Consider the following 14427-nt stretch of genomic DNA (forward strand, 5'->3'; position numbering starts at 1 on the left):
CGCCATGAGCATCGACTGGTGGACCCTTGGTCTGCAGACCGTCAACGCGCTGGTCCTGATCTGGATCCTCGCCCGCTTCCTGTTCCGCCCGGTGAGCCGCATCCTCACCGAACGGCAGGAGGCCGCCCATGCCGAGCTCGACGCGGCGCAGGCGGCCCGGGCCGAGGCGGAGGCCGCGCGCGAGGCCGCGAAGGCCGAGACCGCCTCGCTCGCGGCCACCCGCAGCGACGCGCTGGCCCGGGCACAGGCCGAGGCCGCCGAGGAGCGCGACCGACTGATCACCGACGCCCGTGCCGAGGCCGCGACCCTGCGCGACAGCGCCGGGCACGAGCTGGCCCGCGAGCGCGACCGCCAGCGGCACGCGCTTTCGCAAGAGGCCGGAGAGCTTGCCGCCGACATCGCCGCGCGGCTCATGGCGCGCCTGCCCGAGACCACCCGCGTCGCGGGGTTCACCGAGGGGCTGGCCGAGGCCGTGGCCGGGCTGCCCGAGGCGACCCGCGCCCGCATCGGCAGCGAGGGCCCCGTCATCCTGCGCGCCGTGCGGCCGCTCGAGCCCGCCGAGAGCGCAGAGCTGAGCGCCGCGCTGGCCCGGGTTCTGGGCACCGCGCCCGCGCTCACGGTCGAGACCGACCCCGCGCTCATCGCCGGGCTCGAGCTCGAGACCCCGCACGCCATCGTGCGCAATCATCTCCGGGCCGACCTCGACCGGATCCGGGCGGAGCTGACCCATGACTGACGATCCCAAGCTCTCCGGCTGGCTCGACCATGGCCGCGACGCGGTGCGCCGGGTGCCGCTTGCCCCCGAGGCCGAGGCCATCGGCCGCGTCACCCGCATCGCCGACGGCATCGCGCAGGTCTCGGGCCTGCCCGACGCGCCGCTGGGCGCGCTGCTGCGGTTCGAGGGCGGCCAGTACGGCTTCGCCCACAGCCTCGGCGCCGAGGAGATCGACGTTGTCGTGCTTGACGAGACCTCTGCCATCGAGGCCGGCGCCCGCGTCGCCGACACCGGCGAAGTCCTGCGCGTCCCGGTGGGCGAGGCGCTTCTGGGCCGGGTCGTGGACCCGCTCGGTCGCCCGCTCGACGGCAGCCCCGCCCCCGACTGCGCCGAGAGCCACCCGGTCGAACGCCCCGCACCCGCCATCATCGAACGCGACGCAGTGGCCGCCCCGCTCGAGACCGGGGTGCTGGTGGTCGACAGCCTCTTCGCGCTCGGCCGCGGCCAGCGCGAGCTGATCGTCGGCGACCGCGCCACGGGCAAGACCTCGCTCGCGGTCGATGCCATGGTGAACCAGAAGGGCAAGGACGTGATCTGCGTCTACGTCGCCGTCGGCCAGCGCGCCACCGCGGTGCAGCGGGTGATCGCGGCGGTGCGCGAGCATGGCGATCTCTCGCGCTGCATCTTCGTGGTCGGCGGCGCCTCTGCCGCGCCCGGGCTGCAGTGGATCGCGCCCTTCGCCGGCATGACCATGGCCGAGTATTTCCGCGACCGCGGCCAGCACGCGCTGGTGATCATCGACGACCTCACCCGCCACGCCGCCACCCACCGCGAGCTGGCGCTGCTCACCCGCGAGCCGCCGGGGCGCGAGGCCTATCCCGGCGACATCTTCTACCTGCACGCCCGCCTGCTGGAACGCGCCGCCAAGCTCTCGGCCGAGCGCGGCGGCGGCTCGCTCACAGCGCTGCCCATCGCCGAGACCGACGCGGGCAACCTCTCGGCCTATATCCCCACCAACCTGATCTCGATCACCGACGGGCAGATCGTGCTCGACAGCCACCTCTTCGCCTCGAACCAGCGGCCGGCGGTGGACGTCGGGCTTTCGGTGAGCCGGGTCGGCGGCAAGGCCCAGCTCGAGGCGCTGCGCAAGGTCTCGGGTCGGGTGCGGCTGGATTATGCGCAGTTCCAGGAACTCGAGATGTTCACCCGTTTCGGCGGCATCTCGAACCCGAGGGTGCGCGGCCAGATCGCCCGCGGCGAACGCATCCGCGCGCTGCTCGCGCAGCCGCGTTTCGCGGGGCTGCGGACGATCGACCAGGTGGCGCTGCTGGCGGCGCTGGCGGATGGCGCGCTCGACGCGCTCGCCCCGGCAAGCTTCCCCGTTCTGCGGACGCGGCTTGGCGCCTGGCTCGACGGTCATGCAGCACAGGCGGTGACATCGGTGCGCGACAGCGGCAAGCTCGACGACGACAGCCGTCGGGCGCTGGTCGCCGCCGTGGCCGAGCTGGCCGCCAGCCTCGCGCCGGAGGAGGCCCCGGAATGACCGGCCGGCTCGCCGAGGTCGAGGCCCGTATCGGCACGGTGCACAAGCTCGCCTCGGTGATCTCGGCGATGCGCGGCATCGCCGCCGCCCGGGTGCAGGAGGCGCAGCGCCACGCCGAGGGCATCCGCACCTACGCCGACACCATCGGCGCCGCCATCGGCGAGGCGATGCCGCTCCTTCCCGACCGCGACCCGCCGCCGCGCGGCACCGGGGCGGACGGGCGCGAGGGGCGCCGCGCGGTGATCCTGCTGGCCGCCGAGCAGGGCTTTGCCGGCACCTACAACGAACAGGTCTTCGACGCCGCGACCCCGCTGCTGGACGGGCCCCACGATCTCTACATCGCCGGTGACCGCGGCCTGCTGGTGGCCTCGGAGCGCGGCCTGCCGGTGGCCTGGTCCGGCGCCATGATCGCCCACCCGGCGCAGGCGGCGACGCTGGCCACCCGGCTGGCGGATGTGGTCTTCGAGGCGCTGGCCCGGGCGCAGGTCACCGCCGTCTCGGTGGTGCACGCAGCGCCGGGCACCGCGGGCGGCGCCATGCAGGTGCTGGTGCGCAGCCTCGTGCCCTTCGACTACGACCGCTTCCCGCCGCCGCCGAACGCCGCTCCGCCCGAGACCACGCTGCCCGCCGCCGACCTGCTGTCGCGGCTCGCCGAGGAATACGTCTTCGCCGAGCTGACCGAGGCCGCGATGCTGTCCTTCGCAGCCGAGAACGCCGCCCGGATGCGCGCCATGATCGCCGCCCACGACAACGTCACGGGCTCGCTCGAGAGCCTCGGTTCCGAGGCCCGCCGACTGCGTCAGGAGGGCATCACCGACGAGATCATCGAGCTTGCGACCGGCCGGCAGGCGACGCGCTAGTGCGTCGCCGTGGCGCAAAGGAATAAGCTGTCTTCCCGCGCATGATCCTGTAAACTCCCCTAGGGAGGACGACATGCCATACACTTTCAAAAGGGGCCCCAGCGCCTTCGAGCCGCCAAGCCTTCACGAGATCCATCTCGAACAGGAAAACAGGCGCTTGCAAGCCGATCTTCGTGCGTTCGTCGCGATCGCCGTGCAGCACGGGCTGCGCAACTATTGCGAGAATCGCCATCCTGATCTTCTGCAGGAACTTGAAGATGGAATCGAACGCTCGGAGGAGCGGACAGAGATCAAATATGCGCGAATTCTTGCTGCCCTCACCAAGGTGCCGGGGCTGCATGCAGTGCGCGGCGACACCGAGGAACGCACCTACTACATGACCGCCGAGGAGAACGTCGCCTATGTCGAGCATTCGCTCAAGAACCGGCGTTTCATCCTGAGCGGGATCTGGGTGGCCCCCGCATGGCGCGGACAGGGCATTGCCCACCGCATCCTGCGGCGCCTGCTCGACGCCGCCGATGACGCCGAGATCGGCGTCGCGCTCTATCACGAACCCTTCGGCGAGCCCGGGCTGCAGAAGGACGAGCTCGAGGCGTTCTACAGCCGCCACGGCTTCCACCGCCATGCCTCGGCCCCGGACGGTCTCTACCGTTACCCGGGCAGTCCGCTCGACATGCACCTGCGCCCCGACTGATCCCACGATCCCGAACCGATCCCGCCGCGACGTCTCAGACCTAAGTCCATGGCGCCGCGGCAACGGAGCCGTGCTATACTGACCGGCCCAATTGTCAGGACAGGGAGCGGAAGGTCCATGTGCCAAGTCTTCGCCGGGCAGGATCCGGCCCGTTACGCCAGCACCACGCGCCGCCTGCGCCTCAACGGCCAGAGCACCAGCATCCGGCTCGAGAACGCCTTCTGGCACATCCTCGACCAGATCGCGGCGACCGATGGCGTATCGACGCCCGCGTTCATCTCGAAACTCCATTCCGAAGTGCTCGAGACGCGCGGCGAGCCGGTGAACTTTACCTCGTTGCTACGCACCGCCTGCCTGATCCACGCCGGCCAGGCCGGGGTCGCCGACCACCAGGACGGCACCCTCGCCGTGGCCGCCGAGTAAGCGAAAACGGTCACATAACGGGCATGTAGTAAACCCCTACTACCCGCGCCGCCCGCGCCCCTGCCAACCTGACCGGACCAGGAACGATCCGACGCAGGAGGCTTACAGTGGCGAAGGCCATTCACAGCATGATCCGCGTGCTCGACGAGGCACGCTCTCTCGAATTCTATCGCCGCGCCTTCGGGCTCGAGGTCGCCGACAGGCTCGACTTCCCCGATTTCACGCTCGTCTACCTCAGCAATGACGAGAGCGGCTTCGAACTCGAACTCACCGTCAACAAGGACCGCACCGAGCCCTACGATCTGGGCGACGGCTACGGCCACCTCGCCGTTTCGGTCGGGGACCTTGCCGCCGAACACGCCCGCTTCGAGGCCGAGGGGCTGAACCCGCGCAAGCTGGTGGAATTCGCCCCCGCCGGCGAGGTGGTGGCGAAGTTCTTCTTCGTCGCGGATCCGGACGGTTACCAGATCGAGGTGCTGCAGCGCGCAGGGCGCTTCCAGTAACTCGCACCCGGCGCCTTGGGAGGGACGCCGGTTTGTCTTGAAAGGGAGGACACCATGACCAAGACAGCCACGCGCGGGATGACCCGCCGCCAACTGCTGACCCGTGCGAGCGCGGTCGGGGCGGGCTTCGTCGCAGGCTCGGGCTTCATCGCCGCGCCGGACGCCGCCTGGGCCTATGAGACGGGCAGCATCGAGCCCGCGGCCTTTGCGACGCTGGTGCAGATGGCCCGCGATATCTACCCCCACGACCGCATTCCCGACGAGAACTACGTCCTTGCCGTCAAGGGCTACGACACCCCCGAGGCCGCGCCCGCGATCATGGCCGGCATCGCCGCGCTGGATGCCGCGGCGCAGGGCCACGGCTTTGCCTCCTACATCGAGACCGGCTGGGAACGGGATCGCGTCGACATCCTGCGCGCCATGGAGGACAGCGTCTTCTTCCAGCAGATCCGCGGCGGACTCGTGACCGGGCTCTACAACCAGAAAGCGGTCTGGCCGATCTTCGGCTACGAGGGCGAGAGCTACTCCCAAGGCGGCTACATCGACCGCGGTTTCAACGACATCAACTGGCTCTGAGCCGGCGCAGGGGAGGATAGATCATGGCTGCACCTTTTGACATGGACGACGACAGCGTCGTCGTCATCATCGGTACCGGCGCCGGCGGCGGCGTGCTCGCGAACGAACTGGCCCAGAAGGGCGTGAGCGTCGTGGCGCTCGAGGCGGGCGGGCGGTACCTGCCCGAGGACTACATCAACGACGAGTGGGAGAGCTTCGGCCAGCTGGCCTGGACCGACCCGCGCACCACATCCGGCGACTGGCGCGTCGCCAAGGACTTCAGCGGGCTGCCCGCGTGGATCGTCAAGGCGGTGGGCGGCACCACCACGCACTGGGCCGGCGCCTCGCTGCGCTTCCAGGAACACGAGTGGAAGGCGCGCACCACCTACGGCGCGGTGCAGGGCGCGAACCTGCTCGACTGGCCCATCGACGCCGCGGAAATGGAGCCGTGGTACGCGCTGGCCGAGACCAAGCTCGGCGTGACCCGTACCGAGGGCCGCCCCGGTCTGCCCGGCAACAACAACTACCTCGTGTTCGAGAAGGGCGCCAAGGCGCTCGGCTACACCGAGGTGCACACCGGTCGGATGGCGATCAACTCGCAGGACTACGACGACCGCATGGCCTGCCAGCAGACCGGCTTCTGCTTCCAGGGCTGCAAGTGGGGCGCCAAGTGGTCGTCGGCCTACACCGACATCCCGCGCGGCGAGGCCACAGGCAACCTCGAGGTGCGCGACCGCAGCCACGTGGCGCGTATCCTGCACGACGACAGCGGCAAGGCCACGGGGGTCGAATACTACGACGCCGACGGCACCCTGCAGATGCAGAAGGCGCGCATCGTCTGCGTCGCCGGCAACTCGTTCGAGAGCCCGCGGCTGCTGCTCAACTCGGCCTCGTCGATGTTCCCGGACGGGCTGGCCAACAGCTCGGGACAGGTCGGGCGCAACTACATGCGGCACATGACCGGCTCGGTCTACGCGACCTTCGACAAGCCGGTGCGCATGTGGCGCGGGACGACCATGGCCGGGATCATCCAGGACGAGGCCAGGCACGATCCGTCGCGCGGCTTCGTCGGCGGCTACGAGATGGAGACGCTGAGCCTCGGCATCCCGTTCATGGCGGCCTTCCTCGATCCGGGCGGCTGGGGACGCGAGTTCACCACCGCGCTCGACGCCTACGAGAACATGGCCGGCATGTGGCTGGTGGGCGAGGACATGGCGCAGGAGACCAACCGCGTCACCCTCAACCACGACGTCACCGACCAGCACGGGCTGCCCGTGGCGAACGTGCATTTCGACGACCACCCCAATGACCGCGCCATGCGTGCCCATGCCTACAAGCAGGGCATCGCGATCTACGAGGCGGTGGGTGCCACGCGCACCTTCCCGACGCCGCCCTACCCGTCAACCCACAACCTCGGCACCAACCGGATGTCCGAGAACCCGCGGGACGGCGTGGTGAACCGCTGGGGTCAGACCCACGACGTGCCGAACCTCTTCGTGTCGGACGGCTCGCAGTTCACCTCGGGCGCGGCCGAGAACCCGACGCTGACCATCGTGGCGCTGGCTATCCGGCAGGCCGACCACATCGCGGGCGAGATGTCGAAGCAGAACATCTGACCTCTGCGCCTGCCTGAAATCCCGGGGCCCCCGCCGTCGTAGCGGGGGCCCCATCCGTTTCCGGCACTCCATGGCGATTGTCAGACCGGCGGAAACCACGCATCCTGTGACGGCACCGCAAGGCCGTTCCATCACGGGAGGAGGAACCCACGATGTCCGACGTCTTCCACGCAATCCGCCGTGCCGCCCTTGCCGGGGCGCTGGCGCTCATGGCAACGACCGCCCTCGCGCAGGAGCAGGTGACGGTCCGCTTCCCGCCCGGCAGTTCCGGCACCACGATCAACGGCACCATCACCGGCCGCGAGTACATCGACTACGTGCTCGACGTGGGCGCGGGCCAGACCATGATCGCGACGCTGCGGGTCACCGGCACCAACGGTCACGGCTCGGCCTTCTTCAACGTCCTGCCCGCCGGCAAGGATTACGACGGTCTCTACGTGGGCTCGATGGACGACGACAGCACCGCCGAGGTGACATTCCCCACTGCCGGCAAATGGGCGATCCGGGTCTACCTGATGGGCAACGACAAGGACGCGGGCAAGACCGTGGGCTATGCCATCGACGTACGCATCCCGCCGGGCAAGTCCGGCGCCGCAGGACAGGCGCCCGAGGCGCCCGTCGCGCGGGTGGCGGGGGTCGCGGCCAACGACCTGCTCAACGTGCGCAGCGGGCCGGGCACCGAACACGGCGTCATCGGCGCGCTGGCGAATGGCGATCAGGTGAAGCGGCTGGGCTGCGAGAACCACGGCGGCTCGGAGTGGTGCATGATCGAGATGATGACCGACATGCACGAACGCGGCTGGGTGAACCGCCGCTACCTGCAGTAGCGGCGCCCTGCCCCGGACGTTTCAGACCTGCGGGTCAGCCCGCGGTCCGGCGCAGCTCCTGCCGCAACACCAGCCCGTAGGCGCCCGCGACCATCAGCGCCAGCGCGAACCATGTCAGCGCGTAGCTCAGGTGCGAGTTGCGGAAGGACACCACCGTGCGCCCGCCGCTCGGCCAGCTCCCCGGCGCGGTGGCTTCCTCGTCGACGAAATAGGGCGCCGCGTCACCGTAGCCGCGGGCCGAGGTGATCGAGCCGATGTCGCGGCGGTACCAGAGCCCGTTCTCGGGATCGTTGTCGCGCGAGAAGAGCCAGCCCTCGGATTCCGAGATCCGCAGCAGCCCGGTCACGGTGGTCTCGCCTTCGATGTGGTCGAAGTCGCCCTCGCCCGCCGCCACCAGCGGCACCAGCCCGCGGTTGACCATGACGATGGTGCCGTCGTCGCGCCGCAGCGGCGTCAGCACCCAATTGGCCGGGCCGATGTCGGAGGGCGTGTAGATCAGCACCTCGTCGTCGTTGAGGTATTCGCCCGTCAGGGTAACGCGGGTGTATTCGTCCTTGTCCCTTGTGATGGCGTCCCAGGCCTCGGGGCCCGGCGCGGGCACCGGCTCGGCGTGGATGCGGCTGTCGACGCGCTCGATCAGGTCGAGCTTCCACGACAGGCGCTTCACCTGCCAGACGCCGAGGCTGCCGAAGCCCGCGATGCCGATCGCGGCGATGAGTGTGACGATGATCAGGCGGGGCCAGCGGATGCTGCGGGACATGTGTCTTGACCTTTGGAAACGCGCCGGGGCCCCGCAGGGCCCCGACCGTAGTACTGCTGAGGCGGTGCTCAGCCCTGCTGGGACTGAAGGCTCCGCATCTGCTCCATATGACGGTCCATGTCGGGCATGGGCATCATGTTTTCGTTCATGTTGTGCATGACCCAGAGCGAGCCGGCCAGAACGATGACGAGGATGACCACCGAGAACACGCTGGCCAAGAGGGTCCAGCCTTCCTCGGAGGAGGAGTTGAGATGCAGGAAGTACACCAGGTGCACGATGATCTGCACGGCGCCCAGCCCCATGATGATGCCGACCAGAGCGGTACGGCTGAGGCCGGTGTCGACCATCACAAGGAAGAACGGGATGATGGTCAGGATCGCGGCAAGCGCGAAGCCGATCATCAGCTGGCCCATGGTGCCGTGACCGTGGCTTTCGGAGTGGCTGTGTGCGGACATCAGATGAGCCTCACGAGATAGACAAAGGAAAAGACACCGATCCAGACCAGATCGAGGAAGTGCCAGAACATCGAGAGCGTGCCGAGACGGCGCATGTTCTCGCCGATCAGCCCGTGCATGCGGATCTGGACCATGAGCGTGACCAGCCAGATCAGGCCACCGGTGACGTGCAGGCCGTGGGTGCCGACGAGCGCGAAGAACGAAGACAGGAAGGCCGACCGGTCGGGACCGGCACCGATGTGGATCAGGTGGTTGAACTCGTAGATCTCCATGGCGATGAAGCCCGCGCCGAAGACCGCGGTCACGGCCAGCCACTTGAGCACGCCGTCACGGTCATCCTTGTCGGCACGCAGCATCGCCAGACCGAAGGTGATCGACGAGAACAGCAGCAGCGCTGTCTCGATCGCCACGAAGCCGGGCTCGAACAGGTCCTTCGGGGCGGGCCCGCCGGCATAGTTGCCGCCAAGCACCGCGTAGGTCGCGAACAGCGCCCCGAAGATGATGCAGTCGCTCATCAGGTAGATCCAGAACCCGATGGGAGTCGGGCTGGAGTGGGCGTGGGCGTCGTGATGCGCGTCGTTGTTGCGGGCGTGATGCATCGGTTCGTCCGCGAGCGGTTCGACGATCGACTTGTCCGCAGAGGAGGTCACGGTGCTCATGCGGTGGCTCCTTTGGCTTCCGTGGCGGTCACGACATCCGAGGGGATGTAGTAGTCGCGGTTGTAGTTGAAGGTGTGGCCGATGCCGATCGCCAGCATGCCCACGAAGGACAGGATGGCGAGCCACCAGATGTACCAGACCATGGCGAAGCCGAAGACGAGCGCCACCGCCGAGATCAGCACACCGGTCGCGGTGCCCTTCGGCATGTGGATGGGCGCGTACTTGCCCGACCATTTGAAGCCGGTCTTCTTCATGTGCCAGAACGCTTCGCGACCCACGACCTCGATGTCCTCGGGGAAGTTGTAGGGGGCCGGCGGCGACTGGGTGGCCCACTCGAGCGTGCGTGCATCCCACGGGTCACTGCCCACGGCCAGCGCCTTGCGGTCGCGGATCGAGACGTAGAACCCGATGAAGGTGCTGGCGATGCCGAGCGCGATCAGCACGGCGCCGAAGGCGGCGACGATGAAGTAGGGCTGCCATGCGGCGTCGGGGTACATGTTCATGCGGCGGGTGACGCCCATGAGACCCAGCGCGTAGAGCGGCATGAAGGCGAAGTAGAAGCCGACGAACCAGAACCAGAAGCTGCGCTTGCCCCAGGTGTCGTTCAGCTTGAAGCCGAAGACCTTGGGCCACCAGTAGGTAACGCCCGCGTAGATCGCGAAGACCACGCCGCCGATGATGACGTTATGGAAGTGGGCGATCAGGAACAGCGTGTTGTGCAGCTGGAAGTCGACCGGCGGAACCGCGAGCAGGACGCCCGTCATGCCACCGATGGTGAAAGTCACCAGGAAGCCGATGGTCCAGAGCATCGGCACCTCGAAGCGCACCCGGCCCTTGTACATGGTGAAGAGCCAGTTGAAGATCTTCACGCCCGTGGGGACCGCGATGATCATCGTGGCGATGCCGAAGAACGTGTTCACGTCCGCACCCGAGCCCATGGTGAAGAAGTGGTGCAGCCACACGATGAAGCTCAGGACCATGATGCAGGCGGTGGCCATGACCATGGTGCGGTAGCCGAAGATCGGCTTGCCCGAGAAGGTCGACACGATTTCCGAGATGATGCCGAAGCAGGGGATGATGAGGATGTAGACCTCGGGATGGCCCCAGATCCAGATCAGGTTCACGTACATCATGGCGTTGCCGCCGAAGTCGTTGGTGAAGAACCGGAAGTCCAGGTAGCGGTCGAGGGTCAGCAGCGCGAGGGTGGCCGTCAGCACCGGGAAGGCCGCGACGATCAGCACGTTGGTGATCAGCGAGGTCCACGAGAAGATCGGCATGTCCATGAGCTTCATGCCCGGGGCGCGCATCTTGAGCATCGTCGCGATCAGGTTGATGCCCGACAGCGTGGTGCCGACACCGGCGATCTGCAGCGCCCAGAGATAGTAGTCCATCCCCGGTCCGTGGCTGTAGTTCGCCCCCGACAGCGGCGGGAAGGCCAGCCAGCCGACGCGTGCGAATTCACCGATGAACAGCGAGATATTCACCAGCAGCGCGCCGGACACGGTCATCCAGAAGCTGAAGTTGTTGAGGAACGGGAAGGCCACGTCGCGGGCGCCGATCTGCAGCGGCATGACATAGTTCATCACGCCGGTGACGAAGGGCATCGCCACGAAGAAGATCATGATGACCCCGTGCGCGGTGAAGACCTGGTCGTAGTGGTGCGGCGGCAGGTAGCCCTCGGACCCGCCGGCGGCCATGGCCTGCTGGGCGCGCATCATCAGCGCGTCGGCAAAGCCGCGCACCATCATGATGAAGCCCAGGATCATGTACATGATGCCGATCTTCTTGTGGTCGACCGAGGTGACCCAGTCGTTCCAGAGCGGCGCCCAGAGCTTGAAGTAGGTCATCAGCGCCAGCACGGCGATGCCGCCCAGCACGATGGCCGAGAAGGTGCCGACCAGGATCGGCTCGTGGTAGGGGATCCAGTCGAGCGTCAGCCGGCCGAAGATCGGAGAGATCGTCTCGACGATCTGAGTGGTGGGTTCGCTTGCCATCAGTTCATGTCCTTGTCTTCCGCCGCCCCATGCGCGTGCGGCAGCGTGGCCGGAGCGGTCAGACGGGCATCGTCATGGGAGCCGTGGTCGTGCATGTCGTGCATATCTTGGGCTTCGTGGCCGTCATGGCCGCCGTGGCCCTCTTCGCCCGCGTCGTCGCCGTGGCCGCCATGCCATTCCACTTCGGGAAGGTCGATCGAGCGGCCGAAACCGTCGATTGCACGCTCGCGGTCGTAGCTGTAGGCCGCGCCGTCGGCGATGCCTGCGAGGCCGCCGCCGCCGTGCATGTCGCTCATCATCATGTCGGACATGCAGACCTTGCCCTCGGCGACGCAGAGACCGACGATGCGATCGAAGAGACCGTCCTCGACGCTGCTGTAGTAGCTCACCGGGTCGTTCATCGTGGGCGCTTCCAGCGCGAGGTAGCTTTCCGCGGTCAGCGGCTGGCCCTCGGCGCGGAGGTTCTCGACCCACCCGTTGAACTCGTCTTCGTTCATCGACATGGTCTCGAAGACCATGCCCGCGAAGCCCGGGCCCGAGTAATGCGCCGAACGGCCTTCGTAGGTGCCTTCACTGTCTGCGATAAGGTGCAGCTTGGTCTCCATGCCGGCCATGGAATAGACCATGCCGCCAAGCGCGGGGATCGAGAGCGTGTTCATCACGGTCGACGAGGTCAGGCTGAAGTTCACCGGACGGCCCGCCGGGATCGCCAGCTCGTTGACCGAGGCGACGCCGAGTTCGGGGTAGATGAACAGCCATTTCCAGTCGAGCGACACGGCCTGCACCTCGATCGGCTCGCCGGCATCGAGATAGTCGAGCGGGCGGTACGGATCAAGCCGGTGCGTATAGACGGCGGTGTAGTAGCCGAGGACGACGATGATCAGGATCGGCACACCCCACACCACGGCCTCGAGCTTGTTGGAGTGCTCGAACTCGGGATCGTAATCCGAGGTGTTCTCACGGTCGGCACGGTACTTCAGGGGGAAGTACACCGACATGAAAAGCACCGGAACGATGACGATGAGCATCAGAAGGGTGGAGAGGATCAGCAGGTCCCGCTGCTGCTCGCCGACCCAGCCCTGCGGTGACAGGACATTGTACTGGCAACCGGTGAGCAACAGGGCTCCGGCCGCTGCCAGGAGCGGTTTTCTTATTGTGAACAATTGTCTGCCTCTTCTGTGTCCGACGCCCTGTCGACAGGGGGGAGACGTCGACAGACCGGATCGCAAGTGGTGGGGCACGGACTAACTTCCGCACCGCAGCATTTCTCTGCGACGGATCGCCGCGACATCGGGTAAACACTGGTTTTTCACACAGGATTGAAGCCTGTTCACCGGGTCGTGTTTCTGCGCCGCCGAAAAACCCGTCAATTCCACATATCTTTCCGACCGATCTTCAACCGCAGGGTCAGCGGCACCCTGCCCGCGCCTCGGAACCGGTCGTGCGATTGTGCCGATTCACCCGATTCTTAGCGGTTTGTGCCGGATTCCGGCCCCGTCGTACGCCCTGCCCCCGGGCGCCCTTCCAATGCAGTGCCTCCACCCCATGGTCCGCGATCGCCGTGGAACCAAACCCGGCCATGCCGCGTTACGCACGAAACAAGGCACAGGTGCCAAGCGCCATGCCGCACTGCGGCACAGCCAGCGAACGGGGACGCATTTGACGGACATCAAGGACACGGCCGGAGCAATCCGCAAAGGGCCGCGCGCCTGCGGGACGAGTCACCGGCAGACCCCGCGACAGGCCCCCCCGTCGCGGGCCTCCCAGACGGCACCGCGCGCGTGAGCGCCGCCCGTCCCGGCCTTCTCTGCGCCGCGCTGCTGCTTTCGGCCTGCAGCGGAGAGCAATCCGTCCTCGCCCCCGCCGGCCGTGATGCCGAGGTGCTCGCCACGCTCTTCTGGTGGATGCTGGGCGGCGCGGTGGTGCTCTGGCTGTTGATGAACGGCCTCTTCTTCTACGTGACCCGCATCAGGCCGCAGGCGCTGTCGCCCCGCGCCGCCGAGGCGCTGATCATCGGCGGCGGCATCGTCTTCCCCACCGTCGTGCTTGCCGCGCTGCTGAGCTTCGCGCTGTCCGAGATGCCGAAGCAGCGCGAACCGGGCGAGAACCTCACCGTGCGCATCACCGGTGAGTCGTGGTGGTGGCGGGTCGACTACCTGCCCGAGGGCAGCGACACGCCCATCGCCTCGGCCAACGAATTGCGCCTGCCCACCGGGCAACGCAGCGAGCTGAAGCTGAACGCGAGCGAAGTGATCCATTCCTTCTGGATCCCCGCGCTTGGCGGCAAGACCGACATGATCCCCGGGCGCGAGACCCGCATGTCGCTCGAACCCACGGTGCCCGGCGACTACCGCGGCCAGTGCGCCGAATTCTGCGGCGAGAGCCACGCCCTCATGGCACTGGCGGGCGTGGTGATGACACCCGGGGATTTCGCCGCCTGGCTCGAGAAGGAGGCCGCCCCCGCCGCCATTCCCACCAGCGCCGAGGCGCTGCGCGGTCTCGCGGTCTTCAACGCCGAGGGCTGCGGCGGCTGCCACGCGGTGCGCGGCACCGAGGCCGCCGGCACCGTCGGCCCCGACCTCACCCACCTCGGCGGGCGCGTCACCCTTGCCGCCGGCATCCTGCCGATGGAGCGCGATGCCCTGATCCGCTGGATCCGCGACCCCGAGGCGCTGAAACCCGGCGCCCGGATGCCCGGCTACGACCACCTGAGCGACGCGGAGCTCTCCGCCCTCGCCACCTATCTGGAGGGTCTCGAGTGACCGACTTCGCCGACACCTTCCCGCCGCGCGGCACCCGCAGCAACGCCGAGCCCGCCGATCC

Annotated in this window: 15 protein-coding genes; 10 read left to right on the forward strand and 5 right to left on the reverse strand. The window is 67.8% G+C overall.

Features of this window, described 5'->3' with window-relative positions:
- Nucleotides 1-4: 4 nt before the first annotated feature.
- From BLQ77_RS21980 to BLQ77_RS22020, 9 genes are all read left to right on the forward strand, one after another.
- The gene (locus BLQ77_RS21980) at nucleotides 5-736 is read left to right on the forward strand and encodes a F0F1 ATP synthase subunit delta (RefSeq protein WP_089962893.1); all 732 of its coding nucleotides are present in this window, start codon (nucleotides 5-7) and stop codon (nucleotides 734-736) included.
- Nucleotides 729-2258 carry a F0F1 ATP synthase subunit alpha gene (locus BLQ77_RS21985; protein WP_089962895.1) on the forward strand — a complete coding sequence of 510 codons (1530 nt, stop codon included), beginning with the start codon at nucleotides 729-731 and terminating at the stop codon, nucleotides 2256-2258. Before BLQ77_RS21980 ends, BLQ77_RS21985 begins: the two co-directional genes overlap by 8 nt.
- The gene (locus tag BLQ77_RS21990; RefSeq protein WP_089962896.1) at nucleotides 2255-3118 is read left to right on the forward strand and encodes a F0F1 ATP synthase subunit gamma; all 864 of its coding nucleotides are present in this window, start codon (nucleotides 2255-2257) and stop codon (nucleotides 3116-3118) included. Before BLQ77_RS21985 ends, BLQ77_RS21990 begins: the two co-directional genes overlap by 4 nt.
- A gap of 157 nt (nucleotides 3119-3275) precedes the next feature.
- A complete protein-coding gene (locus BLQ77_RS21995; protein ID WP_242661816.1) occupies nucleotides 3276-3812 on the forward strand; it encodes a GNAT family N-acetyltransferase in 537 nt (178 codons plus the stop codon).
- Nucleotides 3813-3929: 117 nt separating this feature from the next.
- On the forward strand, nucleotides 3930-4235 hold the full coding sequence (locus BLQ77_RS22000) for a ribbon-helix-helix domain-containing protein (protein WP_089962898.1): 306 nt from the start codon (nucleotides 3930-3932) through the stop codon (nucleotides 4233-4235).
- 107 nt (nucleotides 4236-4342) lie between these two features.
- On the forward strand, nucleotides 4343-4738 hold the full coding sequence (locus tag BLQ77_RS22005) for a VOC family protein (protein ID WP_008883624.1): 396 nt from the start codon (nucleotides 4343-4345) through the stop codon (nucleotides 4736-4738).
- A gap of 54 nt (nucleotides 4739-4792) precedes the next feature.
- Nucleotides 4793-5314 (forward strand): Twin-arginine translocation pathway signal, encoded by a 522-nt coding sequence (locus BLQ77_RS22010; RefSeq protein WP_089962900.1) that lies wholly within the window; start codon nucleotides 4793-4795, stop codon nucleotides 5312-5314.
- 23 nt (nucleotides 5315-5337) lie between these two features.
- Nucleotides 5338-6909 (forward strand): GMC family oxidoreductase, encoded by a 1572-nt coding sequence (locus BLQ77_RS22015; RefSeq protein WP_008885179.1) that lies wholly within the window; start codon nucleotides 5338-5340, stop codon nucleotides 6907-6909.
- A 152-nt stretch (nucleotides 6910-7061) separates the two neighbouring features.
- Nucleotides 7062-7736 (forward strand): SH3 domain-containing protein, encoded by a 675-nt coding sequence (locus tag BLQ77_RS22020; RefSeq protein ID WP_089962902.1) that lies wholly within the window; start codon nucleotides 7062-7064, stop codon nucleotides 7734-7736.
- Between the two features lie 34 nt (nucleotides 7737-7770).
- On the opposite strand, the gene BLQ77_RS22025 is transcribed toward BLQ77_RS22020, so the two are convergent.
- The 5 genes from BLQ77_RS22025 to cyoA form a co-directional block, all read right to left on the reverse strand.
- Nucleotides 7771-8496, reverse strand: a complete 726-nt coding sequence (locus BLQ77_RS22025; RefSeq protein ID WP_089962904.1) for an SURF1 family protein — start codon at nucleotides 8494-8496, stop codon at nucleotides 7771-7773.
- 68 nt (nucleotides 8497-8564) lie between these two features.
- Entirely contained in the window at nucleotides 8565-8951 is a 387-nt protein-coding gene (gene cyoD, locus BLQ77_RS22030; RefSeq protein ID WP_089962905.1) for a cytochrome o ubiquinol oxidase subunit IV, read from the reverse strand.
- On the reverse strand, nucleotides 8951-9610 hold the full coding sequence (gene cyoC, locus BLQ77_RS22035; RefSeq protein WP_008884496.1) for a cytochrome o ubiquinol oxidase subunit III: 660 nt from the start codon (nucleotides 9608-9610) through the stop codon (nucleotides 8951-8953). The genes cyoD and cyoC overlap by 1 nt, the downstream gene beginning before the upstream one ends.
- Nucleotides 9607-11604, reverse strand: coding sequence for a cytochrome o ubiquinol oxidase subunit I (gene cyoB, locus BLQ77_RS22040; RefSeq protein WP_089962906.1), 1998 nt, complete (start codon nucleotides 11602-11604; stop codon nucleotides 9607-9609). The genes cyoC and cyoB overlap by 4 nt, the downstream gene beginning before the upstream one ends.
- Nucleotides 11604-12845: a ubiquinol oxidase subunit II gene (gene cyoA, locus BLQ77_RS22045; RefSeq protein WP_089962908.1), complete on the reverse strand. Its 1242-nt coding sequence runs from the start codon at nucleotides 12843-12845 to the stop codon at nucleotides 11604-11606. The genes cyoB and cyoA overlap by 1 nt, the downstream gene beginning before the upstream one ends.
- Nucleotides 12846-13385: 540 nt before the next feature.
- On the opposite strand from cyoA, the gene BLQ77_RS22050 reads away from it, so the two are divergent.
- Nucleotides 13386-14366: a cytochrome c oxidase subunit II gene (locus BLQ77_RS22050; protein ID WP_089962909.1), complete on the forward strand. Its 981-nt coding sequence runs from the start codon at nucleotides 13386-13388 to the stop codon at nucleotides 14364-14366.
- Nucleotides 14367-14427 lie beyond the last annotated feature (61 nt).

This window comes from Salipiger thiooxidans, from assembly GCF_900102075.1.
Classification (GTDB): Bacteria; Pseudomonadota; Alphaproteobacteria; order Rhodobacterales; family Rhodobacteraceae; genus Salipiger; species Salipiger thiooxidans.

Excerpts from the sequence above, each read along its gene's own strand:
- BLQ77_RS21980 (WP_089962893.1), top strand. The coding sequence starts at position 5 with ATGAGCATCGACTGGTGGACCCTTGGTCTGCAGACCGTCAACGCGCTG.
- BLQ77_RS21985 (WP_089962895.1), top strand. The coding sequence starts at position 729 with ATGACTGACGATCCCAAGCTCTCCGGCTGGCTCGACCATGGCCGCGAC.
- BLQ77_RS21990 (WP_089962896.1), top strand. The coding sequence starts at position 2,255 with ATGACCGGCCGGCTCGCCGAGGTCGAGGCCCGTATCGGCACGGTGCAC.
- BLQ77_RS22000 (WP_089962898.1), top strand. The coding sequence starts at position 3,930 with ATGTGCCAAGTCTTCGCCGGGCAGGATCCGGCCCGTTACGCCAGCACC.
- BLQ77_RS22010 (WP_089962900.1), top strand. The coding sequence starts at position 4,793 with ATGACCAAGACAGCCACGCGCGGGATGACCCGCCGCCAACTGCTGACC.
- BLQ77_RS22015 (WP_008885179.1), top strand. The coding sequence starts at position 5,338 with ATGGCTGCACCTTTTGACATGGACGACGACAGCGTCGTCGTCATCATC.
- BLQ77_RS22020 (WP_089962902.1), top strand. The coding sequence starts at position 7,062 with ATGTCCGACGTCTTCCACGCAATCCGCCGTGCCGCCCTTGCCGGGGCG.
- BLQ77_RS22025 (WP_089962904.1), bottom strand. The coding sequence starts at position 8,496 with ATGTCCCGCAGCATCCGCTGGCCCCGCCTGATCATCGTCACACTCATC.
- cyoD (WP_089962905.1), bottom strand. The coding sequence starts at position 8,951 with ATGTCCGCACACAGCCACTCCGAAAGCCACGGTCACGGCACCATGGGC.
- cyoC (WP_008884496.1), bottom strand. The coding sequence starts at position 9,610 with ATGAGCACCGTGACCTCCTCTGCGGACAAGTCGATCGTCGAACCGCTC.
- cyoB (WP_089962906.1), bottom strand. The coding sequence starts at position 11,604 with ATGGCAAGCGAACCCACCACTCAGATCGTCGAGACGATCTCTCCGATC.